The organism is Rhizobium sp. J15, from assembly GCF_002531825.1.
In the GTDB taxonomy this organism is placed as follows: Bacteria; Pseudomonadota; Alphaproteobacteria; order Rhizobiales; family Rhizobiaceae; genus Rhizobium.
The window spans coordinates 1-23621 of sequence record NZ_NWSX01000039.1 but is presented as its reverse complement, the minus strand read 5'-3'; the positions used below and the strand labels follow the sequence as shown (position 1 = coordinate 23621).

General features: G+C 62.4%; 21 protein-coding genes. 8 read left to right on the top strand and 13 right to left on the bottom strand.

Annotation, left to right across the window (positions count from 1 at the left end):
• Positions 1-12 precede the first annotated feature (12 nt).
• Positions 13-645, top strand: coding sequence for a TetR/AcrR family transcriptional regulator (locus tag CO670_RS25195; RefSeq protein WP_097592757.1), 633 nt, complete (start codon positions 13-15; stop codon positions 643-645).
• Between the two features lie 422 nt (positions 646-1067).
• Entirely contained in the window at positions 1068-2105 is a 1038-nt protein-coding gene (locus CO670_RS25190; protein ID WP_097592756.1) for a LacI family DNA-binding transcriptional regulator, read from the top strand.
• 68 nt (positions 2106-2173) lie between these two features.
• On the opposite strand, the gene CO670_RS25185 is transcribed toward CO670_RS25190, so the two are convergent.
• The 12 genes from CO670_RS25185 to CO670_RS25130 form a co-directional block, all read right to left on the bottom strand.
• The gene (locus tag CO670_RS25185; RefSeq protein ID WP_097592755.1) at positions 2174-2956 is read right to left on the bottom strand and encodes a sulfite exporter TauE/SafE family protein; all 783 of its coding nucleotides are present in this window, start codon (positions 2954-2956) and stop codon (positions 2174-2176) included.
• Positions 2953-3393, bottom strand: coding sequence for a YeeE/YedE family protein (locus CO670_RS25180; RefSeq protein WP_097592754.1), 441 nt, complete (start codon positions 3391-3393; stop codon positions 2953-2955). Before CO670_RS25180 ends, CO670_RS25185 begins: the two co-directional genes overlap by 4 nt.
• Positions 3390-3797, bottom strand: coding sequence for a YeeE/YedE thiosulfate transporter family protein (locus CO670_RS25175; RefSeq protein WP_097592753.1), 408 nt, complete (start codon positions 3795-3797; stop codon positions 3390-3392). The genes CO670_RS25180 and CO670_RS25175 overlap by 4 nt, the downstream gene beginning before the upstream one ends.
• Entirely contained in the window at positions 3794-4132 is a 339-nt protein-coding gene (gene bigR, locus CO670_RS25170; protein ID WP_245425981.1) for a sulfite-sensing transcriptional repressor BigR, read from the bottom strand. The genes CO670_RS25175 and bigR overlap by 4 nt, the downstream gene beginning before the upstream one ends.
• The gene (blh, locus tag CO670_RS25165) at positions 4132-5427 is read right to left on the bottom strand and encodes a bifunctional sulfur transferase/dioxygenase Blh (RefSeq protein ID WP_097592751.1); all 1296 of its coding nucleotides are present in this window, start codon (positions 5425-5427) and stop codon (positions 4132-4134) included. Before blh ends, bigR begins: the two co-directional genes overlap by 1 nt.
• Before the next feature lie 226 nt (positions 5428-5653).
• Positions 5654-7576: a HAMP domain-containing methyl-accepting chemotaxis protein gene (locus CO670_RS25160; RefSeq protein ID WP_097592750.1), complete on the bottom strand. Its 1923-nt coding sequence runs from the start codon at positions 7574-7576 to the stop codon at positions 5654-5656.
• Between the two features lie 567 nt (positions 7577-8143).
• Positions 8144-9190, bottom strand: coding sequence for a carbohydrate ABC transporter permease (locus CO670_RS25155; protein ID WP_176539018.1), 1047 nt, complete (start codon positions 9188-9190; stop codon positions 8144-8146).
• Between the two features lie 13 nt (positions 9191-9203).
• Positions 9204-10190, bottom strand: coding sequence for a sugar ABC transporter permease (locus tag CO670_RS25150; protein ID WP_097592748.1), 987 nt, complete (start codon positions 10188-10190; stop codon positions 9204-9206).
• A 2-nt stretch (positions 10191-10192) separates the two neighbouring features.
• Positions 10193-11299 (bottom strand): sn-glycerol-3-phosphate ABC transporter ATP-binding protein UgpC, encoded by a 1107-nt coding sequence (gene ugpC, locus CO670_RS25145; protein ID WP_097592747.1) that lies wholly within the window; start codon positions 11297-11299, stop codon positions 10193-10195.
• Positions 11287-12651, bottom strand: a complete 1365-nt coding sequence (locus tag CO670_RS25140) for a glycoside hydrolase family 28 protein (RefSeq protein ID WP_097592746.1) — start codon at positions 12649-12651, stop codon at positions 11287-11289. The genes ugpC and CO670_RS25140 overlap by 13 nt, the downstream gene beginning before the upstream one ends.
• Positions 12648-13742, bottom strand: coding sequence for a glycoside hydrolase family 88 protein (locus CO670_RS25135; protein WP_097592745.1), 1095 nt, complete (start codon positions 13740-13742; stop codon positions 12648-12650). Before CO670_RS25135 ends, CO670_RS25140 begins: the two co-directional genes overlap by 4 nt.
• Before the next feature lie 17 nt (positions 13743-13759).
• Positions 13760-16279, bottom strand: coding sequence for a hypothetical protein (locus tag CO670_RS25130; RefSeq protein WP_097592744.1), 2520 nt, complete (start codon positions 16277-16279; stop codon positions 13760-13762).
• A gap of 191 nt (positions 16280-16470) precedes the next feature.
• On the opposite strand from CO670_RS25130, the gene CO670_RS25125 reads away from it, so the two are divergent.
• Positions 16471-17757 carry an ABC transporter substrate-binding protein gene (locus tag CO670_RS25125; RefSeq protein ID WP_097592743.1) on the top strand — a complete coding sequence of 429 codons (1287 nt, stop codon included), beginning with the start codon at positions 16471-16473 and terminating at the stop codon, positions 17755-17757.
• A 126-nt stretch (positions 17758-17883) separates the two neighbouring features.
• On the opposite strand, the gene CO670_RS25120 is transcribed toward CO670_RS25125, so the two are convergent.
• Positions 17884-18765, bottom strand: a complete 882-nt coding sequence (locus tag CO670_RS25120) for a LysR family transcriptional regulator (protein WP_097592742.1) — start codon at positions 18763-18765, stop codon at positions 17884-17886.
• A gap of 98 nt (positions 18766-18863) precedes the next feature.
• On the opposite strand from CO670_RS25120, the gene CO670_RS25115 reads away from it, so the two are divergent.
• The 5 genes from CO670_RS25115 to CO670_RS25095 all read left to right on the top strand — a co-directional run.
• On the top strand, positions 18864-19793 hold the full coding sequence (locus CO670_RS25115; protein ID WP_097592741.1) for an NAD(P)-dependent oxidoreductase: 930 nt from the start codon (positions 18864-18866) through the stop codon (positions 19791-19793).
• Between the two features lie 147 nt (positions 19794-19940).
• A complete protein-coding gene (locus CO670_RS25110; protein ID WP_097592740.1) occupies positions 19941-20939 on the top strand; it encodes a glycine betaine ABC transporter substrate-binding protein in 999 nt (332 codons plus the stop codon).
• Positions 20940-21009: 70 nt separating this feature from the next.
• Positions 21010-22698 (top strand): choline dehydrogenase, encoded by a 1689-nt coding sequence (locus CO670_RS25105; protein WP_097592739.1) that lies wholly within the window; start codon positions 21010-21012, stop codon positions 22696-22698.
• Positions 22682-22993 carry a cupin domain-containing protein gene (locus CO670_RS25100; protein ID WP_097592738.1) on the top strand — a complete coding sequence of 104 codons (312 nt, stop codon included), beginning with the start codon at positions 22682-22684 and terminating at the stop codon, positions 22991-22993. The genes CO670_RS25105 and CO670_RS25100 overlap by 17 nt, the downstream gene beginning before the upstream one ends.
• A 137-nt stretch (positions 22994-23130) precedes the next feature.
• The coding region (locus CO670_RS25095; RefSeq protein WP_141502379.1) for an aldehyde dehydrogenase family protein at positions 23131-23621 on the top strand (491 nt) is incomplete at its 3' end.

Below are 23621 nucleotides of genomic sequence, written 5' to 3'. Positions count from 1 at the left end.
AGGCGAGGAAAAATGGCAGCAATGAAGAAGCTTACGCGCGCGGAACAGAAAGCGCTGCGCCCCATCCAGATCCTGGATGCCGCCTTCGAGGAATTCGTCAGATGCGGCTTCGCAGGCACGCGCGTCGAAGACATCGCCGACAGGGTCGGCGTCACCAAGGGCACGGTCTACGTCTACTTCGAAACCAAGGAAAAGCTCTTCGAAGCAATGATCAACCACTTCTCCGTGCCGTTCCAGGAACTGCTGGAAGTGGCCGGCGGGCTCAGCGGCAAGGCCGCCGACAGGCTGCCTTCTCTTCTGAGCCTGCTCTATGAACAGATCGCCGAGGACCGCACGACCCGCGAACTGATTCGACTCGTCATTGCCGAAGGGCAGCGGTTCCCCGACCTGATCGATCGCCACCATGACGAGTTCATCGCGCCGATCATCGCCAAGATCGACGCACTCATTCTGGAAGGGGTCGAGTCGGGAGAGTTTCGGAAAATTCCGGTGGAATTCTCCGACCTCGTCGTCGCGCCCATCCTGACGAGGACGGTCCTGCGGCTGATATTCGACGATCGCCGCGAGCCTCCGCCCAACAAGGAGGCCTTCCTCAAGGCCTATTTCGACTTGCTGATCAATGGCCTGCTCGCCAAACCTCACTGATTGCAGAAGGTTTCGCGCGGCCGATTTTTCCGCCATGGAGGTTTGGAAGGACGTTTTTAAGGAGGCCCAACATTTTTAAAAATGCGCGAACGTCTGCCGCGCCATCCATTTTTTAAAATGTTGACCTCTCTTAAAAACCCCTTTGCCACTCTTAACATATTGAATTCATATGGTTTTAGTGACAAAGAGGTTTTTAAGGACCCGATTTTTCAGAAATTTTGCCGATCATTTTCGCAGAGCCGATGCGGGCTCTGCCATGGAAATCCGATGGTGTTTTTCGCCGCTTGCCGCTCGGCAGGGCGCTGTTTCGGCGGAATGACGAAAAATACCGCGACCGCACATGGATTTTCTGAAGTCTTTATGTGAAAACATCGAGTTAGCTGAGCCTTCGAAGGCACGGCCTCAACTCGTGACGGATTAAAGTGGAACGCAAAGTCAATCTCAAGGATGTCGCGCGCGATGCGGATGTGTCGCTGAGCACGGCTTCGCACGCGCTGAACGGAACCGCACCGCTGACGATCGAGGTGCGCGAAAGGGTTCTCGATTCGGCCAAACGGCTCGGCTACCTCGACCGCCGCCGCAAGAAGGCGACGATTGCGGCGCTGCGCGTGCTGCTTCTCGCCATTCCCGACGACGCCGCGCCGGAGAGCGACCTCAACCTCGTGAGCTGGACGATCCTCAACGGCCTGCGCCGGGAATGCGAGCGCCGCGGCATCCGCATCGTACCTTACGTCAGCACCGGCCGGCGCATCGACGGCGCCGAGGTCCGGCAGATCGCAATGTCCGAGCGTGCGGACGGCATCGTGGTCTTGAACGACGATCAGCCGGAACTCATCCGCAGCCTCGCCTCATCAGACATGCCCGTCGTCATCGTCAACGGCGAGGACCCGGCCATGCTGGTCGATACGGTGACGCCCGAAAACCGCTTCGGCGCGCGCCTCGGCATCGAGCACCTGCTGGGGCTCGGCCATCGCCGCATCCTGCACCTGACCTGGAAGGGCCGCACGACGATCCAGCGCCGCTATGACGGCTTCTCCGACGCCTATTTCGCCGCCCGGCTTCCCGTGCCCAAAGACATGATCGTCGCGGCCGAGGGATATGAACCGAGACATGGCGAGGCCGCCATCAACGCGCTGCTCGACCGCGACCCGACGCTGAAAGGCGCCACCGCCGTCTTCTGCGCCGCCGACAACCTCGCCCTCGGCTGCCTCAAGGCGCTCGCCGACCGCGACATCCGCGTGCCTGATGCAATCTCCGTCCTCGGCTTCGACGACATCGTCCCCGGCGAATTCAGCCGCCCGCCGCTTTCGACGGTGAGCGTCCCAACCGACAAGCTCGGCGCCGCCGCACTCGCCCTCATCGAACAACGCCTGATCGCCAACGACCCGCAACGCCCCGCCCACCGCCTCGAACTCGGCTGCCACCTCGTGCTGAGGGGCAGCATCGCGCCGCCGCGTTGATGCCCGAGCATGAAGCCGGAAAGTGCGGCGGTTTTCGCGCCACATCATGGCCTCGCTCCTTGCGGCGCTTACGTTGTCGAAATGAGCGGAAGGTTCTTCGCCATGACATAAACCGCGACGGCGAGCACGAGCGCAGCGAATATTCGATTGAGGGCCGCCTTTCTGGCAGCGAGGCTCATCGCAAGAAACATTCCCAGGCCGCCCCCGATGACGCCCCCCAGAATGAACTCGATGGCCAGCGGCCAATCGACCAGCCCAGCGCCGGCGTAAGTGATCGCCGTCGTCAACCCGAAGGTTCCCACGGCAAGCAGCGAGGAGCCGATAGCGCTGATCGTCGGCATGCCCGTGGCGAAGATCAGTGCGGGCACGACCAGGAATCCTCCCCCAACCCCGAAGAAGCCCGAGGCCGCGCCGGTGACGATGGCCGCCGTGGCGGTCACGAGGCACATGCGGAGATCGACCGACCGTTCCCGGCCTGCCTGATCCCGACGTGGCCGCATCATCAGGAGACCGACGGCAACCATCACCAGCCCGAACAGGAATAGCAGCTTCTTGCCATCGACCAAAAGACCAATGCTCGACCCCATCATCGCGCCCATGATGCCGACCAGCGCGAAGAGGATAGCGCAACGCCACCAGACATGGCCTTTACGGGCGTGACCGACGAAGCTCGCATAGGCGTTCACCGAAACCGCGAGCGCCCCAGTACCGATAGCGACATGCGGATTGGCAACGCCGACGACATAAAGAAGAAGCGGCGTCGCCAGTATCGATCCGCCGCCGCCGATCAGCCCGAGAATGAAGCCGACCAGACCACCTGAGCCAAGCGCCGCGACGAGTGAAACCGTCATCTCAGCACCCTTTCCAGGAATCGGTCATGCAGGATCATGCCTGCCGCCATGGCCGCCACGAACAGCATCACGAATGGCAGTCCCATCGAAAGGGCAGAGACAGCCGGCCCCGGGCAGAAGCCCGCGAGGCCCCAACCGGCGCCAAAGATCGCCGAGCCTGCCAGCAGGCGCGTGTCGATTGCCGTCTTGTGCGGCAAATAAAACTGCTCGTCGAAAAAAGGTTTTGTCATTCGGCGCTGGAGCATGACACCCGGCGCTGCGACAGCCACCGCGCTGCCAAGGACGAATGCCAGGCTCGGATCCCAGTTGCCGCTGACAAGGTCGAGAAAACCAAGCACGCGGGCGGGGTCGATCATCCCTGAAAGCGACAGCCCAAAACCGAAAATCGCACCCGCAACGACGGCCGCGACAGGGCGCATAAAAGCATGACCGTTCATTGCAGCATTCCCATAACGGTTGCCGTCGCCATTCCCGCGGCGAGGAAAGTGGCGGTTGCCGCAAGCGAGCGTTTGGAAAATCGAGCAAGCCCAAGGATGCCATGGCCCGACGTGCAGCCGGATCCCATCCGGGTGCCGATGCCAACCAGAAGGCCGGCTATCAGCACCGGCTGCCAGGCCGTCACCGCAGTCACCGCCGGAAAGCCGCCATATGCCGCGGCATAAAGCAGGGGGCCCATGAGGAGGCCGATGACGAAGGCGAGGTTGACCGGCGCCATACTGCCTTGAAGGAGGCGACCGAGGATGCCGCTGATACCCGCAATTCGTCCTGTCGCGATGAGCAATACAACTGCGGAAAGCCCAAGCAGCATCCCGCCGAACAAGGATGGGAGATAGGTCGTCATCTCCGTTCCCCCGGACGACAGAAGATGGAATAAAGCGCCTGGATGAGCTGGGCCGCCTTTTCTTCCGTCAAACGATAGAAGATCTGCTTCGCATCGCGACGGGTCTCGACTATCCCGGCCTCGCGCAGCACCGCGAGCTGCTGCGACAGGGTTGGCTGATGGACATCGAGTTTCTCTTCCAGCTCCCCGACCGAATACTCGCCCTCGGCCAATGCGCAGGCGAGCATAAGTCTTACCGGATGGGCCAGCGTCTTCAGGAGCGAAGCGACTTCGCCTGCCAAATTCGACATTTCTTCGGGCGGCACGGTGGCGCGCATCGGCTTTTCGGTTTCCATCACCATGCCGCTCCCTCTAGGGCGTTCAGCGGAAACTTCAGGTAGCGCCGGCCGTTTTCCTCGGGCTCCGGCAGCCGGCCGCCACGTATATTCACCTGAAGCGCGTGCAGAATCAGCTTCGGCATCGGCAGTGTCCTATCCCGCGCCTCGCGCAGAGCCACGAAACGCTCTTCCGTCATGCCGGCGAGATGCGGATTGGAGCGCTTCTGCTCGCCGACCGTGCTCTCCCATTTTGCATTGCGCCCAGCCGGCTCGTAGTCGTGGCCGGTGAAAAGCCGGGTTTCGTCCGGAAGCGACAAAATTCGCTGGATCGAGCTCCAGAGGACCGCAGCACTGCCACCGGGAAAATCGGCGCGGGCCGTACCGGAATCCGGCATGAAGATCGTATCGTGGACGAAGGCTGCATCGCCAATGACATAGGTGATCGAGGCGAGCGTGTGGCCGGGCGAGAAGATGACCCGCCCTTCCAGCGTACCGACCTTGAATATATCGCCTTCCGAAAACAGCCGATCCCACTGCGATCCGTCCACCGCAAGCTCCGGCCAGTTATAGATGCCCTTCCAAAGCTTTTGCACATCGGTGACATGTGATCCGATGGCCGTCGGCGCGCCTGTCTTCTGCTTCAGGTAGTGAGCGGCCGAAAAATGATCGGCGTGAGGATGGGTATCAAGGATCCATTCGATGCTCAAACCCTCGGTTCGCACATAGTCCAGGAGCGCATCGGCATGGGCGGTTGACGTCGATCCCGATTTCTCGTCGAAGTCGAGAATGGGATCGATGACGGCACAGCTCTTTGTCGCCGGATCGGTGACGACATACTGAATGCTGCCCGTGCGGGCGTCATGAAAGCCCTTCACATACGGCGCCTTCGCTTTGTCGCGATCGAGCCAGCGCACAGCGCCCGAAAGGTCGATGCCATGGACTTTGCCGAAGGCCAGAACCTCGTCCTGCTCCATTCGCCCTTCCAGCACTTCGCCGAGTACATGCAGCGTCAGTGCGCGCGTGCCGCTCTTGCAGTGGGCAAGGATTGGCCCCCTTGCCTCCTCCCTCGCCCTCTGAAAGGCGCGAATATCGGCCTCGGTGATTGCCGAGCCCGCGACCGGCACGAAGGCATAGTCAAGTCCGCCCGCCTTTGCAGCGGCAGCCTCGGCCGCATTCCCCGGTTGGCCTGCCTCCTCACCATCCGGCCTGGCATTGATGACCGCGACAACGCCCTTCCTCGCCAGATCGGCGAAGGCGGCCAAATCCGGCTGACCCGATACAATCAGGTGATCATCGATCTCCACCAAGTCCATGAGGATGCACTCCCGCTCTACATCAATATATATTTTCATATAATGTATATTGATGTAGAGTCAAGACGCATGGGAAACTCCAGCGGATGAGCCGAAGGCTTCCACTCAACATCTCGGGGCAACATGCTCCGGCTTCCGCAAACACAAATGGAGCGGCTCAGACGATGAAGCCTGAACCGCTCCAATCTAAAACGGGAAGGTCGAGCTCCGCCCTCCAGGGCCGAGATCAGAACTCGGACCATTCCTCCTGCTTTACCGCCAGATTGCCGCGCGCGGCGGGGCGGCTGGCGCCGGCGTTCCGGGACGGCGAGGCCATGGACGTCGCGGTCTTGCGCAGGGCGGCGGCCTGGGAGGCGCTGCTGTCGCCGAGCTGGAAGCGGCCGATGAGGTCGCGAAGACGGCCGGCCTCGCCGGCGAGCGTGGCGCTGGCGGCGTTGCTTTCCTCGACCATCGCCGCGTTCTGCTGGGTCACCTGGTCCATCTGGTTGACGGCGGTGTTGACCTCCGAAAGCCCGACGGACTGCTCCTTGGCGGATGTGGCGATCGCATCCATGTGCTGGTTGACCGTGACGATATAGTCCTCGATCGTCTTCAGCGCCTCGCCGGTTTCGCTGACGAGCCGGACGCCGCTTTCGACCTCGACGGAGGAGTTGCGGATGAGGTCCTTGATCTCCTTGGCGGCCTGCGCCGAGCGCTGGGCGAGTTCGCGCACTTCCTGCGCGACGACGGCAAAGCCCTTGCCGGCATCGCCGGCACGTGCGGCTTCCACACCGGCATTGAGCGCCAGGAGATTGGTCTGGAAGGCGATCTCGTCGATCACGCCGATGATGTTGGACACCTGGTTCGAGGACTGCTCGATCTTCTGCATGGCATGAACCGCATCGGCGACCACCTTGCCGGACTGAACCGCGCTGGCATTGGCCTGGACCGCCACGGCGCGGGCCTCATCGGCGCGCTTCGAGGAGTTCGAGACATTGGCCGTGATCTGGTCGAGGGCGGCTGCGGTCTCCTCCAGAGAGGCGGCCTGCTGCTCGGTGCGCTTGGCGAGATCCTGGGCGCTGGTGCTGATTTCGCGCGTGCCGCTGTCGATCTGGCCGGTCGACTGCGCGACGGCTCTCAGCGTCTGCTGAAGTTGGTTGACGGCAGCGTTGAAGTCGCCCCGCAGGCTTTCGAAATCCGGCGCGAAGGACTGGGTCAGCTGGTAGCCGAGATCGCCGCCGGCAAGATGCTTCAGGCCATCGGCAAGGCCCGACGTCGCCTGCGCCATCTGCTCGGCGCGCAGCCTCTCGGCCTCCGCTTTCTGGCGGCGTTCCTCTTCGGTCATGTTGCGGTTGGTGGCGGCCTCTTCCTCCAGCCGCTTGTTGGCGAGCGCATTGGCCCGGAAGACTTCGACGGCGGCAGACATTTCGCCGATTTCATCGCGGCGGTCTGCGCCGGGAATATCGAGGGCCAGGTTGCCGCCGGCGATGGCGCCCATCGTTTCCGTCAGGCGGCGGATCGGCCGGACGATCTGGCCAAGGCTGACGGCTGCCGCGATCGCCAGGGAAGCGAGCGCAGCGAGCACGAGCACGATATAGCTGGTCGAGATTGTTGCGTTGGTCACGGCGCTCGCAGCATCGTTCTTCCGCTGCATCTCGGCCTTTGCCCAGCTGTAGAGCTCGGTTGCATCCGCATCGAACTTCATTCTCACCGGCTTGAAGCTTTCGGTCGCCAGATTGAGCGCCGTGGCATTGTCGCTTGCCATGGCCGCCTTTGCGATGGGAGGGGTCGTGGCCTGCAGCGCGCGCAGATCCGCTTTCAGCTCGTCAAACCGCGTCTTTTCGCTGGGATAATGGCTTGCGGCATCATCGATGAAGCCGGCCGTCTCATCGAATACCTGCGCCAGCTCGCCCTCCGACTTCTTCATGCTGTCCACGTCCGGCTCGGCAATGAGGCGGAAGAGAACGCGGCCGATCGAGTCGGAATTGCCGGTGATTTCCGCAAGCTTGTTCGTCCCGCTCGCATCCACTGCCAGCAGCGTGCTGTAGGTATCGTCGATCGACCGCAGCTTGGAGGAGACATAAACGCTGACGCTGACCCCGACGACGACAGTGAAAACCGTCAACCCCAGCAGTTTCGGGCCTATTTTGAGAGACTTCAGAGAGATCATGTATTGTTCCAGCCTAATGTGCTTACGAATTTGAAATGAAATCCGGAATCGTATCTGTTCCGATGTTCCCGTCAGCCAGGCGGAAGTGCGTATTCTCGCGCCAGAAGCAATACACCGGCAAATTCTTGAAATATCAGAATGTCAAATCTCGGGTCTTGTTTATGAAAGGCACTCACCGCCCCCAGTAATCCGATAATCTATACTTACGGCTTCGGGAAAATGACGGAATTTCTTCGACCCATCATGGCCGGATTATTATTGTTTCCGCCTCATGCAAGAAATTGCACGCGGAAATTAAGATGGTGTAAACGATACAATCACGTTGCCGCGGGCGCGCGCAATTCTGCGCATTTCGGATAGTCATGTCGAAATTGTACAGAAAGAGCCGACAATTCCGCCCAGAAAACAGGCACCGATCCGGCAAGCCATGCAGCCGAAGCGCGCCGCACGGATCAGCTCCGATGCGGCGCGCTCTGCCGGCGCGGTAGACGTGGACGCTGTTTGCAACGCCGGGAGGGCTTTCCACGTCTCGACCCCGATCTCCCGGGAGTCATGCGCCGGGTTTGTTTATTTCATTCCCGTTCCGGCGATGCCGGTCGTGATGTATTTCTGCAGGAACAGGAAGACGACGGTGACAGGCAGCAGGCTGAGGAAGGTCATCGCCAGGATATAGTGCCACTGCACCGAGAACTCGCCCTGGAAGGCGTTGAGGCCCACCTGCAGGGTGAAATTCTCGCGGCTGTTGAGGACGATCAGCGGCCAGAGGAAGTCGTTCCAGCGCCAGAGCACGGAGAAGATCGCGAGAACCGCCAGAGCCGGCGCCGTCAGCGGCAGGATGATGCGCCAGAAGATGCAGAATTCACTCGCGGCATCGACGCGCGCCGCCTCGATCAGCTCGTCCGGAATGGTCAGCATATATTGCCGCAGCAGGAAGACGGCTGTGGGAGACGCGATGGTCGGCAGGATGACGCCCCAGAGATTGTCGGCAAGCCCGACGCCAACGATGACGAGATAGGCCGGCACCATGACGACGGCGAGCGGGATCATCAGCGTCGAGATGATGATGACGAAAACCGTCGTGTCGCCGCGGAATTTGTATTTCGACAGGGCAAAGGCCGCCATGGCGTTGACAACAAGCGTCAAAAGCGTCGCAACGATGGTGACGAACACCGAGTTCTTGAGGAAGGTCAGGAAGTTGAAGCGCGTCAGCGGATCGGTGTAGTTCTCGGTGGCGACGGTCATGTGCTGCACCGGGGTGATCCCCTTCACGTCGACGCTGACCGGCTGTCCCGGATTGGCGGGATCGACCATCTGCGCCTTGAGGCCGATGCGCCGGACCATCGCCATTTCACGCGCCTGGCCGTCGATCGTCACCTGCCAGAGGCTGAGCGGCTTGTCGAAGCCGGGCACGGTTTGCTCCACCGCGGCGCGCGGCAGCAGCGTCGGCGGAAAGCGGGTGATTTCGGCCGCCGGCTTCAGCGAGGAGAGGCCGGCCCAGAGGACGGGAACGAGCACGGCGAGCGTGCCGCCGATCAGCCAGACCCATGACAGGATATCGGTAATGTCGATGCGTCCGGCCCGGCGCGTGCGCGTCATGAAGCTGATCGGGTTCATAGAGCTTTTCATCTCAGGACTCCATTCGCTTGCCGAGGCGCAGCTGTATGAGGGTGAGAACCAGAAGCACCAGCCCCATCAGAACCGAGGCGGCCGAGGCAAGGCCGAAGAGGCGAAGATCGCTGCTGAAGGCCATCTGGTAGATATATTGGACGATGAAGCTGTTGGCCGTGCCCGGGCCGCCGCCATTCGTCAGAACCCAAGCCTCGTCAAAGATCTGCACGGACTTGATCATCAGCAGGATGAATACGACGAGCAGGTTCGGCGCAAGCAGCGGCAGCGTGATCCTGAACAGCGTGCGGCGCGGCGAAGCGGCGTCGATGGAGGCGGCCTCGTAGAGTTCCTTCGGGATCGCCTGGAGGCCGGCGAGCAGGATGAGGGTGTAGAAACCCATGTGGAACCAGACCGAGACCACGACGACGAAGAAGCGCGACCAGCCGACATCGAGCAGGAAGATCTCAGGGGGAACGCCGAGCATCTGGAAGAAGGCGTTGAGCAGCCCGTTGCGATCGAGGAACCATTTCCAGATCAGGCCGATGACGACGGGCGACAGCAGAACGGGATAGAAGAACATCGCCCGGAAGAAGCCGCGCGCAAAGATCGCCCGGTTGAGGATCAGCGCCGTGATCAGCGCCACCAGCAAGGTGGCGGTGACGTTCAATGCGACGAACCAGAGCGTGTTCCACACCGCCGTCCAGAACAGCGATTCCTGGCAGGTTCCCGGCTGCAGGTAATTGCCGCAGGAAAGCAGGGCGCGGAAATTGTCGAAGCCGACGTAGGGCCGCTCCGAGACGAAGAGATTGGTGCCGCCGGTGAAGGCGTAACCGACCGCGATCGCGATCGGAAGGAAGGTAAAGATGGCGAAGAGAACGAGGTTCGGCGCCAGGAACAGCCAGGGCATGCGCTTGCGGCCGAAGAGGCGCTCGAACGCATTCATCGGCGCCTCGACCACCTTCATCGCCGTGTCGCCCGCCTGGGAGAGCAATGCAGCAGCAGCCATGGTCAGCGCCTCCCCTGCCCGGAGCGGCGGGCAAAAGCCAGGCCGCTTTCGGGATCGAACAGATGGACGCGCGCCGGATCGGCATCGATCATGATCCGGTCGCCCTGAACGGGCGCGAAATGACCGGCTTCATGGATGATGATCTGTTCGTCCTGCCCGGCAAGATTGCCGTAGACATAGGTCTCGGTGCCGAGGCCTTCGTGATACTGGACGATGAACGGCAGGCCGTTTTCGCCGGAACGGGAGAAATGCGCGGGCCTTATGCCGGCGAGAACCTCCTGCCCCACCGAAATGCCCTTGGGACCGGCATCGCTGACGATCCTGCCGCCGCTGGCGACATCGATGGCAATGCCGCTTTCGGTGATGGCGGCGACCTTGCCCTTGATGATGTTCATGCGCGGCGAGCCGAGGAAGCCGGCGACGAAGAGGTTGCGCGGATTGTCGAACAGCTCCAGCGGCGCCCCGACCTGCTCGACGCGGCCGGCGCGCAGCACGACGATCTTGTCGGCCATGGTCATCGCCTCGACCTGGTCGTGGGTGACATAAATCATCGTCGTCTTGATCTCGCGATGCAGCTTGGTGATCTCGGCGCGGGTCTGGACGCGCAGCGCCGCATCGAGGTTGGACAGCGGCTCGTCGAAGAGGAAGATGTCGGGCTCGCGCACGATCGCCCGGCCGATCGCCACGCGCTGGCGCTGGCCGCCCGAAAGCTGCTTCGGGCGCCGGTCGAGATAGGGTTCGATCGCCAGCATCCGAGCGGCCTCGGCAATTCGCGCCTCGATCTCGGCGCGCTTGAACTTCAGGTTCTCAAGGCCGAAGGCGAGGTTCTTGCGCACGCTCATATGCGGATAGAGCGCGTAGGACTGGAAGACCATGGCGATCTTGCGCTCGGCCGGCGAGAGCGCGCTGACGTCGCGTCCGCCGATCGCGATCGTGCCCGCCGTGACCTCTTCGAGGCCGGCGATGACGCGCAGCAGGGTCGACTTGCCGCAACCGGACGGGCCGACGAAGACGACGAATTCGCCGTCCTTGATGTCAAGTTCGACGTCATGCAGGACTTTGACCGTGCCATACGCCTTGTTGACGGTGGAAAGTTTCAGTTCTGCCATGCCCCACTCCCATCAGGTGCCGCCGTTTCCATGACGACGTCGTTTTCGTTCCAGCCTTGCGGCAACGGTGCCGGTCTCGTAATCCGCACCTCGTTCATCATGATCCCGGCGACGCCGGCCACATAGGCGGCCGGCATTCCGCCGGGATAGTCCTGCAGGCCGATCACCCGGCCGTCCGCGCCGCGGGTCCAGGCATTGGCGCGGCCGCCGCCATCGGCCTTCGGCGCGAGATCGGCATTGGTCGGGCGCAGGTCGTAGGTCCGCCCGGTGCCGAGCTGCCCGGGCTGCTGATCGATGGCGATCCGGGCAAGCGACACGTTGCGGATGCCCGCCGGCGCGGCCGCGATGATGGTGATCGCCCCTTCCATGCGGCCGGTCACGTCTTCGACGACAAGATTTTCGACGGCGCCCGCAGGCCGTTCGGCGATACGGTCGACGACATTGACGGTCAACGCCTCGCCCGAGCCCCAGAAACCGTCCGGGGTCTCGCGGCACTCTACGGCAATCCTGGAGAACCTCACATTCGATATCCGGCCGCCGTCGCGGGAGAATATGCCGAGCGCCCTGTTGGAAGAGGAGACGCTGCAATCCTCGAACACGACGTTGCTGACATCGCCATGCGTTTCCGTGCCGATCTTCAGCGCGCAGCTGAGGCTCTGAACAGCGCAGCGGCGCACGAGAATGTTTTCGCATCGCCCGATGGCCACACCTTCGGGACCGATGCTCGTCTTCAGGCAGATGCCGTCGTCGGCCGTCGATATGCTGCAATCCTCGATGACCGCGCCGCGGCAGGCGTCGAGCACGATGCCATCGGTATTGGGAAGGCGGCGGTCGTTTTCGATCGTGACGTTGCGGACCGCAAGATCGGTACAGCCGACGAAATGCAGCGTCCACATCGGCGAGCGGCTGATCGTGACGGTACTGATCTCGACCTCGTCGCAGCCTTCGAAGACGACGACGCGCGGACGGAATTCGGCCGGGATGAAGGTGCCGACGGTCTCGTCGTCCCCGATGATGAAGCTCTCGCAGCCGGCTTCGATGCGCCCTTCCCCCGTCAGGCCGATCCGCCGCGCGCCCTTGGCGACGATCATGCCGCGATCGGATTTTTCGGCGATCACCGAAACCGTCGTATGCGCATAGGCCGCATAGTCGGGGATGGGACGCAGGATCGCGCCGGCAGCAAGGTGCAGATCGACGCCGGAGCGCAGCCGGAGCCCCTGGCAGAGGTGGATGCCCGCCAGGAGTTCCAGGCGTCCGCCGCCGGAAGCCGAAAGGGTGTCGATCGCCGCCTGCAGGCGATCGGTATTATCGCCGTCGAACGCTTCGATCGCGACGCGGGAGGTGGCACTCATTGGCGTCGGCCGCTCTCGATGAAGACTTCCGTCAGCAGCAGCATGGTCAGCGCCTGGCCGTAGGGCGTCGGCAGGTTCGGGATGCGCCGGTAGAAATCGAGGTCATGGCCCATCGGCGTGCCGTCCGAAACGCCGTGGACGACGCCCTCCTCGTCGATCTGCGCCAGCACGGCCTTCAGCGCGCGCTCGGCATGGACCTTGTCGCTCTCGCCGAGAATGCCGGCGTCGATGGCGCGCAGGATGCCATAGGCGATGCCTGCGGTGGCCGAGGTTTCCAGCGGCGAAGAGGGATCGTCGAGCAGCGTCGTGAACATGCCGTCCGGCCGCTGATATGCTTTCAGGGAACGTACCTGGCTGACGAGGACGTTCGACAGGAAACGCCGGTCCTTTTCGCCGAGCGTCGGCACGAGATCGAAGAGTTCGGGAATGGCGACGGTGATCCAGGCATTGCCGCGGGCCCAGAAGGCATTGGCGAAATTGTGCCGGCCGTTGAAGGTCCAGCCGTGATACCAGAGCCCGCTCACCGGATCGGAGAGATAGCGGGTGTGGATGACGAACTGATAGACGGCCTCGTCGATCCAGTCGTTGCGCTCGCAGAGCACGCCGGCGCGCGCGAGGAACAGGCAGGCCATGAACAGCGTATCGTCCCATAATTCGCCGTCGTTGAGGCGTTCCTTGACGACGTGCTGGAAGCCGCCGTCTTCGGTCTTCGGCAACTCCTTGACGAGCCATTCGGCCCAATCCTCGACGAGGGCGCGGAAATCGGGACGGTCGACATGCTCGACGAGGATCGCAAGCGGCAGCATCGGCGCCGTGCTGTTGATCTGGCGCGGCGGCAGACCGCGGTCGATCTGGGCGCCGTACCAGGCGACGAGCTCCTGCAGCGCCTTCTGGTCGTTGGCGGAAATCGCGCGGCGCAGGAAGCCGTAAAGGCCGACGCCGACTTCCCAGTCCCATTCGTCGAACTGGATTCCCGAGGCGGCATTGTCGGTCACGAGACCTTCCTTGATGCCCCTGAGCCGGCTGAAAGCCGTCGCCACGCGATCGATCGTCGTCAGGAGAGCGGCGTTGTCGACAGATGCTGTGTTCATGCTGAAATCCTATATTCTCAGGAGTAAAACGGCCCGTCAGCGGCGGCGGTAGCCGCGCTGTCGTGAGTGAGGATCGGGTGCGGCTGGTCATGCGTGAACGGCCGAGGCTTGCCGGCGATCGAAAGACCATCGGCATAAGAGAGGGAGATCGCCGGACCGCCCGGCGGCGTCAGGGAAAGACGCCGAAGCGCGGGATCGAAAGAAACCGCCGTCTGGGACAGGCGCTCGAGAAAGGCCTTGAACTCATCGCCATTGCCGCATGCCGCGATGGCCGCCCAGCCGCAGAGTGGTCCATAGGAGCGCGCCTCGCGGCCGGCCGTCGGGCCGTCGGTGACCAGCTCCAGGCCGTTCGACGCCCAGAGGGCGGCAAATCCCCTGCCCGACCGGGCAATCAGCCACTTGTCCTCGACGATCAGGTCGTCGAGGCCGTCGCGGCCGATATAGGCATGCGTCCAGGCGTGCCGTGCGTCACCCGTTTCCTCGATCAGCAGGGCGACATCGCGATGCTGGGCGACACGCGGCAGGATGCCGTTTCCGGCCCAGTAGGACGGTCTCTGATTGCCCCACGGGTCGTCTTCGCCGGGATGGTTTACCCACAGCCTCGCCATCGGATGGCCGGCGAGCCGGATATCCAGAACGTGCTGCTGGTGTCCCTTCCGGCCGGTCTTGTGGTCGACGACCGTCGAAAGCTGCGCCGCCTCGTTCTTGAAGAGCACGAGCTTTCCGCTCTCCAGCCCCTGGCTGTAACGCGCCTCGACGCTTCTTCCCCGCGACAGCGAAGCCAGCTCGGCGAGATCGGCCGGCGGCTCATAGTCGCCGGCGCAGAACATGGTCAGCGCCGCAACGCCGTTGTTCAGCCAACCGGTGCCGAAGGCGACCTGGGCGAAGGGCGCCAGCTCGGTGAGCGGGCCGGCGCGCAGCTCCTTGTCATAGGCGCGGCCCTGGGAGCCGGCGGGAACGCCCGCGAGCGTGTGGAGGGCGATCATGCGGAAGATGAGGTCGATCTGGCCGCGGGCGCGATCGGCGATCCCGCTGTCTGCCCAGCGCTCCAGCGCGAGCAGGCCGATGAAATCGATTGGGTAATAGGCGGCCGAATTCCACTCCGCCAGGCCATGGGCCTCGACGCTGTCGAACCAGCGCCCGAGCCGCTCCACGGCGAGTTCCGCCTGCTGCCGCCCCGTGCGGCCCGAGGCCGAAAAGATCGCGTCCGGCAACAGAAGCCCGGCCAGCAGCTGGCTCGTATGGAAGCAGAGCACATGGTTCTCGCTCCAGAACCACATCGCGTCATTACCCGGCTCGTCGACCCAGTAGCGGTAGGAGAGGACGGAATGGCGGATGCGTTCGACCGTTGCCTCCGGCATCCGGTCGCCATAGGCGCCGAGCAGCCACAGGAGCGGCACCATGATGAAATCGGAGCAATCCTCGCGCGCATCGATGGAGGCAAGCGTCGCATCGACGATGCGGTCGAAGCTTTCCTGGTCGAGATGGCCGGTTTCCATCATCGCGATGAGACGCCCGGCGCGGTTGGCGCCGAAGCGGGCGCTGTATTCCAGCGCCTGCCGCTTGCGGCCCGCAAGCGATGCCTCTGCCGGCAATGGCGCGATGCTGCTCATGAAGGCGGCATCGATGACGCGGGTGACGGAGCCGGGCCCGGAGCCGATCGTCATGTGGATGCCGTGATAACCGTCAGCAATGCCGCGGACATCCTCGGCGATCAGCAGGCCCTGATGGGCGTGAAGGGTCAGTTTCGCATGGGCGAGAACCGGCCGTTCATGGCCGTGGCCGACGACCTTGATCTCCACCGGCAGGTCGCGCTCGGGCGCGGTATCGAAGACGATTTCCAGCGGCTCGTTGACGAAGACGTCGCGCGCCGGGCGCACGCCGCGCGAAAGCGCCTCCAGTTCGCGCACCTCGTCCTGATCGAGCGCGACCGGCAGCAGAACCGAAAGCGGCTCCCTGTCCAGCATTTCGAGCTCGAAGAACCAGGTCGTATCGCGTTCGGCGAGGTCTTCGGTATGGACGAGAATCTCGTTGTCGCCGGCGTCGAGCGGCAGCGCGATCTCGGTTGCGCTTTCGGTGTTGCGCTTGAACGGCTCGAAACGCACCGCCTCCTGGCCATTGACCCATATGCGAACGCCGCCGCAGGTCTTGAGGGCGAGGTCGAGCGTGCGGGGAGCGTCCGTCCTGAACGTGCCCTTCAGCCACCGGCTGACATGTGTCGGCACATGCCAGAAGCTGGTGAATTCGACGCGGCGGTTCGAGCCGGGAAGATAGAGGCTTTCGGTCGGCCAGGAGGTGTCGGGGGCGAGATCGCGACCGACCATGGTGGACCAGAAAGCCTTGCGGCACGGCAGGTCGCCGACATCCACGAAACCGTTGATGAAACGATAGTTGACGCGATCTTCGGCCGGGGCCGGCTCGCCGGGAAAATAGCGCTCGATGAGGGCGGAAACGGCCCATGCCGTGATCGTCTGCCCCTCGGCCACGCTGTAGGCTGGCGCCGTGTCGTCCGGCTGCTTGATGCTTTCCGTTTTCACAGATCGCCTCCTCCGCAATCCAATGAAAATATTTTCATTAGGTGATTTGGGTGCGTTATTTTTGAAAAATGCTCAAAAACATCGCTATTCGCTTAGAAAATAGCTTGACGGAACGAATGTCAAGTATATGAAATTCACTTATCGATGGCTGAGGCCGCGATTGATGAAAATGTTTTCATGGGAGGATGAAAATGAAAACCTATCTCTCAGGGGCTTTCGCACTGGCGCTGGCCACCGTTTCTTTCGCCTGGTCCAGCGTGGCCATGGCCGAAACCCAGACGATCACCTTTCTCTTCACCGACGACGACCAGGCTTATGTCGAGCGGATGGAAGCGCTGAGCAAGGAATTCGAGACCGCGCATCCCGACATCAAGGTGAACTTCGTCTCCTCGGGTTATGATGCCGTCGCCAAGCAACTGCCGGTGCAGCTTGCCATCGGCGAAGGTCCTGATATCGCCAAGATCACCGACTGGCAGCTCGCGCCCTATTACCTCGACATGCGCCCGCTGATGAAAGACCCGGACGGCTTCGCCAAGCTGCACGGCGACAGCCTGAACACGCTTCGTTTCCCCGGCGTCAACGATCCGAACTCGATCAACGGCTATGTCGCGTCACAGACCTTCAATCTGCCCTTCGTCAACAAGACGCTCTTCGAACAGGCGAATGAACCGCTTCCGAAGCCGACCGCCACGCTGAAGGAGATCGTCGAAGCCTCCGCGCGCGTCGCCAAGGCGACCGGCGCCCAGATCCCCTTCACGATGGACCGCTCGGGCCACCGCTTCTCCGGCGCGGCCTTCTCCTACGGCTCGAACTACGTCAAGGACGGCAAGTTCTCCTTCCCCGACGATGCCGCCAAGCGCTACATCACCGATCTCTACAACTGGACGAAGGACGGCTCCTTCCCGAAGGAAATGTGGGGGGCGGCCGGCGGAACCCAGTACAAGAACATGGGCGACGAATTCGTCAACGGCAATGTCGTGACCTATCTCGCCGGCAACTGGATGGTCAATCCGTTCCAGAAGAAGATCGCCGACGCCTTCGACTGGACGGCGATCAGCGCGCCCTGCGGCGATGCCGGCTGCTACGCGATGCCGGGCGGCACCGCGATCGTCGGCTTCAAGCGCACCAAGCACCCTGAAGCCGTCGCCGCCTTCATCGAGTTCCTCGGCTCGGAAAAGATCCAGCGTGAAATCGCCGAAAACTACGTCATCCTGACCGGCGCCGACATCAAGGATCCGCAGTACAAGCTCGACAGCAAGAACGCCAAGGACGCCATGTCGGTCTTCCTTTCGGCCCGCAATAGCGCGCCGAAGGCAGCCCGCGACCTCGAACGCCTCAAGGGTTCGTCCGCCATCTATCAGCTCATCGTCCAGCGGATGAGTCAGCTGATCGTCGGCGAGCTTTCCCTCGAAGACACCTTCAAGGCCATGAGCGCCGACGTCGAAAAGGTCAACGTGGCGCTCGCCGCCAACAAGTAACCGGCCGCGCCTGTCTCCCACAGATTGCGCGCTGCATCAGCCACGACCTCGCAACGGGCCGTGGCTGATCGTTTTTTGGGGCCTTGCCCGTGCGGCCATCCCGCCACTTCGATCGGCGGCGGAAACTCAGGCCTGATAAGCGGCCGGATGATCCGCGGATACACCGAGCAGCTTCATGATCGAAACCTTCACCTGCTGCGCTGCCTTGGAGAGGCCATCCTCCCGTTCGACCAGCTGAATGCAGCTCTCGGGAAGTTCGGGAAGACCGGCCTCCCTCTGCAGGACGGAGAAACCATAGGGCACGATTCCTTCGGCCATCACCGTTATCGCGGTGCCGGAGCTGACCGCACTCTTGATCGCCTCGCCGCTTCCTGTGGTCAGCACCTCGCGATAGGCATGGCCCTCCCGTTTCAGCGCCGCTTCCGCGGCCGCGCGAAATGCGCAGCCTTCGGAATAGAACGCCATCGGCCACGGCTTTTTCCTGTCGACGACGTAATCGCCTGAGGAAACCCAGACCAGCTTCGGACGGCTCAGAAGCGTCGAGCGCTCCCTCTGATTTGGCAATGTGACGATCGCCAGATCCAGCTTCCGCGACTCCAGCAATTTCTGAAGCCTGATGCTCATCGCGCATGTCACGTTCAGTTCGATACCAGGGAACGAACTGTCGATAACGCGCATGAGACGTGACAGGAACGGCTCGCCATAATCTTCGGCGATGCCGAGGCTAACGCTTCCCGCCACTTTCCCGCTCCTCATCTTGTCGAAGAGGGCATCATGGTGGTCGAGAATGATCTGCGCGTGCGGCAGGAGCTCCTTGCCCGCAACGCTCAGTTCGACGAGATGATAGCTCCGGTTGAAGAGCTTTCGCCCGAGGATCTCCTCCAGGCTCTTGATGCGCAGCGACACGGTGGCCTGCGAGCACGCAAGTCGCTCGGCGGCGCGGGAGAAATTCCTCTCCGTCGCAACCGAGACGAACGACCGTAGCAGCCTCATATCGAGATCGATCATTATTAAGATATCCAATTATACCTATAGGTACTTCTCATTTTACCAATAGCAAAGCTGCGGTCTAGTCTCTTCCGAGGACATGCATCCGGGAGGATTAGATGAAAGTCGGCTTTATCGGGCTGGGAACCATGGGCAGCAATGCCGCGAAGAACATCATTCGCGCGGGGTTCGAGACTTGCGTCTTCGATCTCAGGCACGAAGCGGCCGCCGACCATGTTGCGATGGGCGCCACCTGGGTCGGCAGCCCGGGCGAGATGATCAGCCGTGTCGACTGCGTCGTCTCGATGGTCTTCGGCCCGCCGCATCTGGACGCCGTTCTCAACGGACCGGAAGGGCTGCTCCGCGGCGATTGCCGGGGGAAGATCTGGATCGACATGACGACGTCGTCGCCGCGCTTCATGCGCGAGCTGATAAAGCCCTTCGTCGATGCCGGCGGCCGGCCCGTCGATGCACCCGTCACGGGGTCGGTCGACGCAGCGATCCGCGGCGACATGCCGATGTTCGTCGGCGGCGCGGATGCGGACGTCGAGGCCGCCCGTCCTGTGATCGAAGCCATGGGCGAGTTGAGAAAAGTCGGGCGGTACGGCAACGGCTACGTCGCCAAGCTGGTGAACAACCAGCTGTGGAAGGTTCACGCCGCGGCGATCGGCGAGGCGATGGTTTGCGCCAAAAAGGCGGGCCTCGAACCGGATGTCTGGTGGAACGTGATGAAGGGCGGTGCGGCCGACAGCTTCGTGATGCAACACGATGTCCCGTCGATCTTTGCCGGCCATTACGATCCTTCATTCCCGCTCAAGCTTTGCCTCAAGGACCTTGGGCTGATCAAGGAATTGCTTGACGACACCGGCACGCGATCCGACCTCCTCGATGCCTGCCATGCGCGTTTCCGCGAGGCGGCCGAACGCTACGGACCTGATGCCGGCGAGATGACGGTGTGCAAGGTCGTCGAGGACGACGCCGGTATCGAGCTTCGCGTCAACGGCGACTGGGTGGCGCCGTGGCTGGTCACGCACCAGGCCGCCGAATAGCCGCCGTTTGGCGCGGCCGATCCATGGTCATGGCAGCAGACAAGAAGGCAGCCATCGCTGTCCGACCATGTAGGAAATTGTCGGGTGGCGACATCCGATGGCTGCTCCTCCCAACCGGAAACCATAAAAACCAACGGAGTAAGGAACATGAAAACTATCGCACTTGGTGCGGCCATCGCACTTCCGCTCGTCGCATTTGCTCCCGCCGCCAGGGCGGATTGCGGTGAGGTATCCATCGCCAGCATGAACTGGCAGAGCGCGGAAGTGCTTTCGAACGTCGACAAGATCATTCTCAACGACGGGTATGGCTGCAGCGCCGATATCATCGTGGTCGACGCGGCATCCGGCATCACCTCGCAGGTGGAGAAGGGCAAGCCCGACATCATTCCGGAGGCCTGGGTCGATCTGTTTCCCGAGCTGGTCAAGGGACCGCTGGCCGAGGGCCGCGTCGTCGCCCTCGTGCCCTCGCTGACCGATGGCGGCCAGGCCGGGTGGTTCATTCCGCGCTACATGCTCGACAAGAACCCGAACATCAACAAAATTGCCGAGATACTCGCTCATCCGGAAGCCTTCCCGTCGCAGGAGGATCCCTCCAAGGGAGCGATCTTCAATGGCCCGACCGGCTGGGGTGGCACGATCGCCACGAACCAGCTCTCGAAAGCCTTCGACGTCAAGGGCAAGGGTTTCGAGGTCATCGACACCGGCTCCGCGGCTGCACTCGACAGCTCCATGGCCAAGGCCTACGAGCGCAAGGAGCCCTGGCTCGGCTTCTATTGGGAGCCGACCTCGCTTCTCGGCATGTACGATATGGTGCCGGTGGATTTCGGCGCGCAGCACGATGCGGCCGAATGGAAGCGCTGCACCTCCGTCGATACATGTGCGGACCCCAAGCCGAACACGTTCCCGAAGGACAATGTCCTGACGCTCGCTTCCAAGTCCTTCATCGAGCGCACCGATCCGGCCGCCGTCGACTACCTGAAGGCGCGCAGCTGGAACAACAAGACCGTGAACGCGCTGATGGCGTGGATGACGGAGAACCAGGCGACCGGCGAAGATGGCGCACGCCATTTCCTCTCCGAGCACCCGGAAATCTGGACGAAGTGGGTTTCGCCAGAGGCCGCGGAAAAGATCAAAGCCTCCCTCTGACCGAAGCTTTGAAAAGGGGGCGGCCCTGCCCGCCCCTCAATACCAAACCTTTGCTGCCAGGAGATCTTCCGTGCCGACATTTCGCGCTGAAGGATACGACTACATCATTGTCGGTGCAGGAACGGCCGGCTGCACGCTTGCCAGCCGGCTCAGCGAGGACGAGAGCGCCTCGGTTCTCCTCCTGGAGGCCGGCCCTTCGGACCGCAGCTGGATCTTGCGAATGCCCGCCGGCCTTCGTTCGGCTTTCAAGCCGACCAGCACCTATAATTACTGGTTCAAGACGACCCCGCAGCGCTATCTCGATAATCGCGAGATCGACCAGCCGCGCGGCCGCGTCCTTGGCGGCTCGTCATCGATCAATGGCATGACGTTCCTGCGCGGCAATCCGCGCGACTTCGACGACTGGCGTGACAGGGACGGCTGCGACGGCTGGTCGTTCGCCGATTGCCTTCCCTACTTCAAGCGGTTCGAGCGTCTGGAAGGCGCACAAGGCCCTTTCCGCTCTTCCGAGGGCAAGGTGAAAGTCAAGCGTCAGGAGCATCTCGGCGCCTTGAACCAGGCCTTTCTCGAGGCAGGCAAGCAGGCCGGCCACGAAGAGGTCGCGGACTTCAACGGCTATCGCCAGGAGGGCGTCGGCCGCTTCGAGATGAGCGTTGGGCAGGGCATTCGCTCAAGTTCCTCCACCTCCTACCTTCACGCGCAGCCGACCCGGCGAAACCTGCATATCCACACCGGCTGCCAGGTTCTGAAAGTCCTGTTCAAGGGCAACCGGGCGATCGGCGTCCGGCTCCGCCGTGGGTCGGAGACCGTCGATGTTTTCGCCGCCCAAGAGATCATCATGAGCTCCGGGGCTTTCGGCAGCCCTCAGATCCTGATGCTGTCGGGAGTCGGACCTGCGGACGATCTGAAGAGACTGGGGATCGAGCCCCTGATCGACGTTCCGATGCTGGGACAGAATCTCCAGGATCATTTCGAAACCCACATCCAGGTCGAATGCGATCTCAGATACAGCCTCAACCAGTATCTCCGGCTCGACAAGATGATGCTGGCCGGCATCCAGTGGTTCGCGTTCAAGGGTGGCGTTGCGGCCGTCAACCAGTGTCATGTCGGCGCTTTCATGCGCAGCGACAGCAGCGTGACGCATCCGAACCTGCAGATCCATTTTTTCCCGGTCTTCTTCGGACCCAACTGGATTCCCGATCCTCGCGTCGGCGGCTATCGCCTCGGCGTCGGTCCTATGCGGCCGGAAAGCCGCGGTTCGCTGCGCCTTCGATCACCGGACCCGGCCCAGCCGCCTCTGATCGATCCGAACTATCTGGCGACCGAACGGGACAGGAAGGAGACCCTCCTGGGCCTGAAGCTCGGCAGGGAGATCCTGGCCCAGCCGGCATTCGCACCCTACCGGAAGCGCGAGGATGCTCCGGGCGAACGATGCAGGAGCGATGCGGAACTGGAGGCGTTTATCCGGCAGGATGTAACGAGCTCGTTCCATCCCTGCGGAACCGCCCGGATGGGCCGGACAGGCGATTCCCGCTCGGTCGTCGATCTCGAACTTCGTCTCATCGGAGCGGAGAGGCTGCGTATCGTCGACGCCTCGATCATTCCTTCGATCCCAAGCGCAAACATCAACGCCACGACCTTCATGATCGCGGAAAAGGCATCCGACCTCATTCGGGGCCGAACGCCGCTGCCGGCAAGTGAGATCGCCTACTACAAAGCCCCAACGGAAGGACATCGTGACCATGCAGTCGGATCGTAATTTTCAAACGGATCGGGTCCAGCGAGATCGCGCAACGCCGGAAATTAAGAAGAGGGTCGCATCCTGGACGGCATGGGAGGCGGACGCGAGGGAGCCCTTCGAGATCCACTATGACCGCGCGGTGTCGTTCTGCGTCATGGAGGGGCGGGCGGAAATTGCCTTCACCGATGGCACGAGGCTCGCCGTCCAGAAAGACGATTTCGTGACGATCAAGCCTGACATCAAAGGTGTCTGGACCGTGCTGGAGCCGATCACCAATCTCTATAGGTACCATGACACCGGATCGCCGGCGTAATTCACGCGTCCTCTCGTTGAAACCTCTCCCGCTCATTTCGTTCCCAAGAGCGGCACTTGCCTGCCCGCAAGGGCGGGCTCTTTTATCCACGTCTTCCAAGAGTCGCCGGCCTCTGAACATCGAAAAGGAGTGACAAATTGGAGCTCAAAGCCCAGCCGACAGCCTCGCACTTTATCGACGGCGAATATGTCGAGGATACCGACGGCACCGTCATCGAGAGCCTCTATCCCGCCACCGGCGAGGTGATCGCCCGGCTGCACGCGGCAACGCCTGCGATCGTCGAGAAGGCGATCGCGGCGGCCAAACGCGCCCAGCCGGAATGGGCGGCGATGAGCCCGATGGCGCGCGGGCGTATCTTGAAACGCGCCGCCGAGATCATGCGCGAGAAAAACCGCGAACTGTCCGAACTGGAAACGCTCGACACCGGCAAGCCGATCCAGGAAACGATCGTCGCCGATCCGACCTCCGGCGCCGATGCCTTCGAATTCTTCGGTGGGGTCGCGCCGGCCGGGCTCAACGGCGCCCATATCCCGCTCGGCCAGGATTTCGCCTATACCAAGCGCGTGCCGCTCGGCGTCTGCGTCGGCATCGGCGCCTGGAACTATCCGCAGCAGATCGCCTGCTGGAA

What these genes read in the sequence shown, in the direction of transcription:
- CO670_RS25195 (WP_097592757.1), top strand. Translation starts at nt 13, where the DNA reads ATGGCAGCAATGAAGAAGCTTACGCGCGCGGAACAGAAAGCGCTGCGC.
- CO670_RS25185 (WP_097592755.1), bottom strand. Translation starts at nt 2,956, where the DNA reads ATGACGGTTTCACTCGTCGCGGCGCTTGGCTCAGGTGGTCTGGTCGGC.
- CO670_RS25180 (WP_097592754.1), bottom strand. Translation starts at nt 3,393, where the DNA reads ATGAACGGTCATGCTTTTATGCGCCCTGTCGCGGCCGTCGTTGCGGGT.
- CO670_RS25175 (WP_097592753.1), bottom strand. Translation starts at nt 3,797, where the DNA reads ATGACGACCTATCTCCCATCCTTGTTCGGCGGGATGCTGCTTGGGCTT.
- bigR (WP_245425981.1), bottom strand. Translation starts at nt 4,132, where the DNA reads ATGGAAACCGAAAAGCCGATGCGCGCCACCGTGCCGCCCGAAGAAATG.
- blh (WP_097592751.1), bottom strand. Translation starts at nt 5,427, where the DNA reads ATGGACTTGGTGGAGATCGATGATCACCTGATTGTATCGGGTCAGCCG.
- CO670_RS25160 (WP_097592750.1), bottom strand. Translation starts at nt 7,576, where the DNA reads ATGATCTCTCTGAAGTCTCTCAAAATAGGCCCGAAACTGCTGGGGTTG.
- CO670_RS25155 (WP_176539018.1), bottom strand. Translation starts at nt 9,190, where the DNA reads ATGAACCCGATCAGCTTCATGACGCGCACGCGCCGGGCCGGACGCATC.
- CO670_RS25150 (WP_097592748.1), bottom strand. Translation starts at nt 10,190, where the DNA reads ATGGCTGCTGCTGCATTGCTCTCCCAGGCGGGCGACACGGCGATGAAG.
- ugpC (WP_097592747.1), bottom strand. Translation starts at nt 11,299, where the DNA reads ATGGCAGAACTGAAACTTTCCACCGTCAACAAGGCGTATGGCACGGTC.
- CO670_RS25140 (WP_097592746.1), bottom strand. Translation starts at nt 12,651, where the DNA reads ATGAGTGCCACCTCCCGCGTCGCGATCGAAGCGTTCGACGGCGATAAT.
- CO670_RS25135 (WP_097592745.1), bottom strand. Translation starts at nt 13,742, where the DNA reads ATGAACACAGCATCTGTCGACAACGCCGCTCTCCTGACGACGATCGAT.
- CO670_RS25125 (WP_097592743.1), top strand. Translation starts at nt 16,471, where the DNA reads ATGAAAACCTATCTCTCAGGGGCTTTCGCACTGGCGCTGGCCACCGTT.
- CO670_RS25120 (WP_097592742.1), bottom strand. Translation starts at nt 18,765, where the DNA reads ATGATCGATCTCGATATGAGGCTGCTACGGTCGTTCGTCTCGGTTGCG.
- CO670_RS25115 (WP_097592741.1), top strand. Translation starts at nt 18,864, where the DNA reads ATGAAAGTCGGCTTTATCGGGCTGGGAACCATGGGCAGCAATGCCGCG.
- CO670_RS25110 (WP_097592740.1), top strand. Translation starts at nt 19,941, where the DNA reads ATGAAAACTATCGCACTTGGTGCGGCCATCGCACTTCCGCTCGTCGCA.
- CO670_RS25100 (WP_097592738.1), top strand. Translation starts at nt 22,682, where the DNA reads ATGCAGTCGGATCGTAATTTTCAAACGGATCGGGTCCAGCGAGATCGC.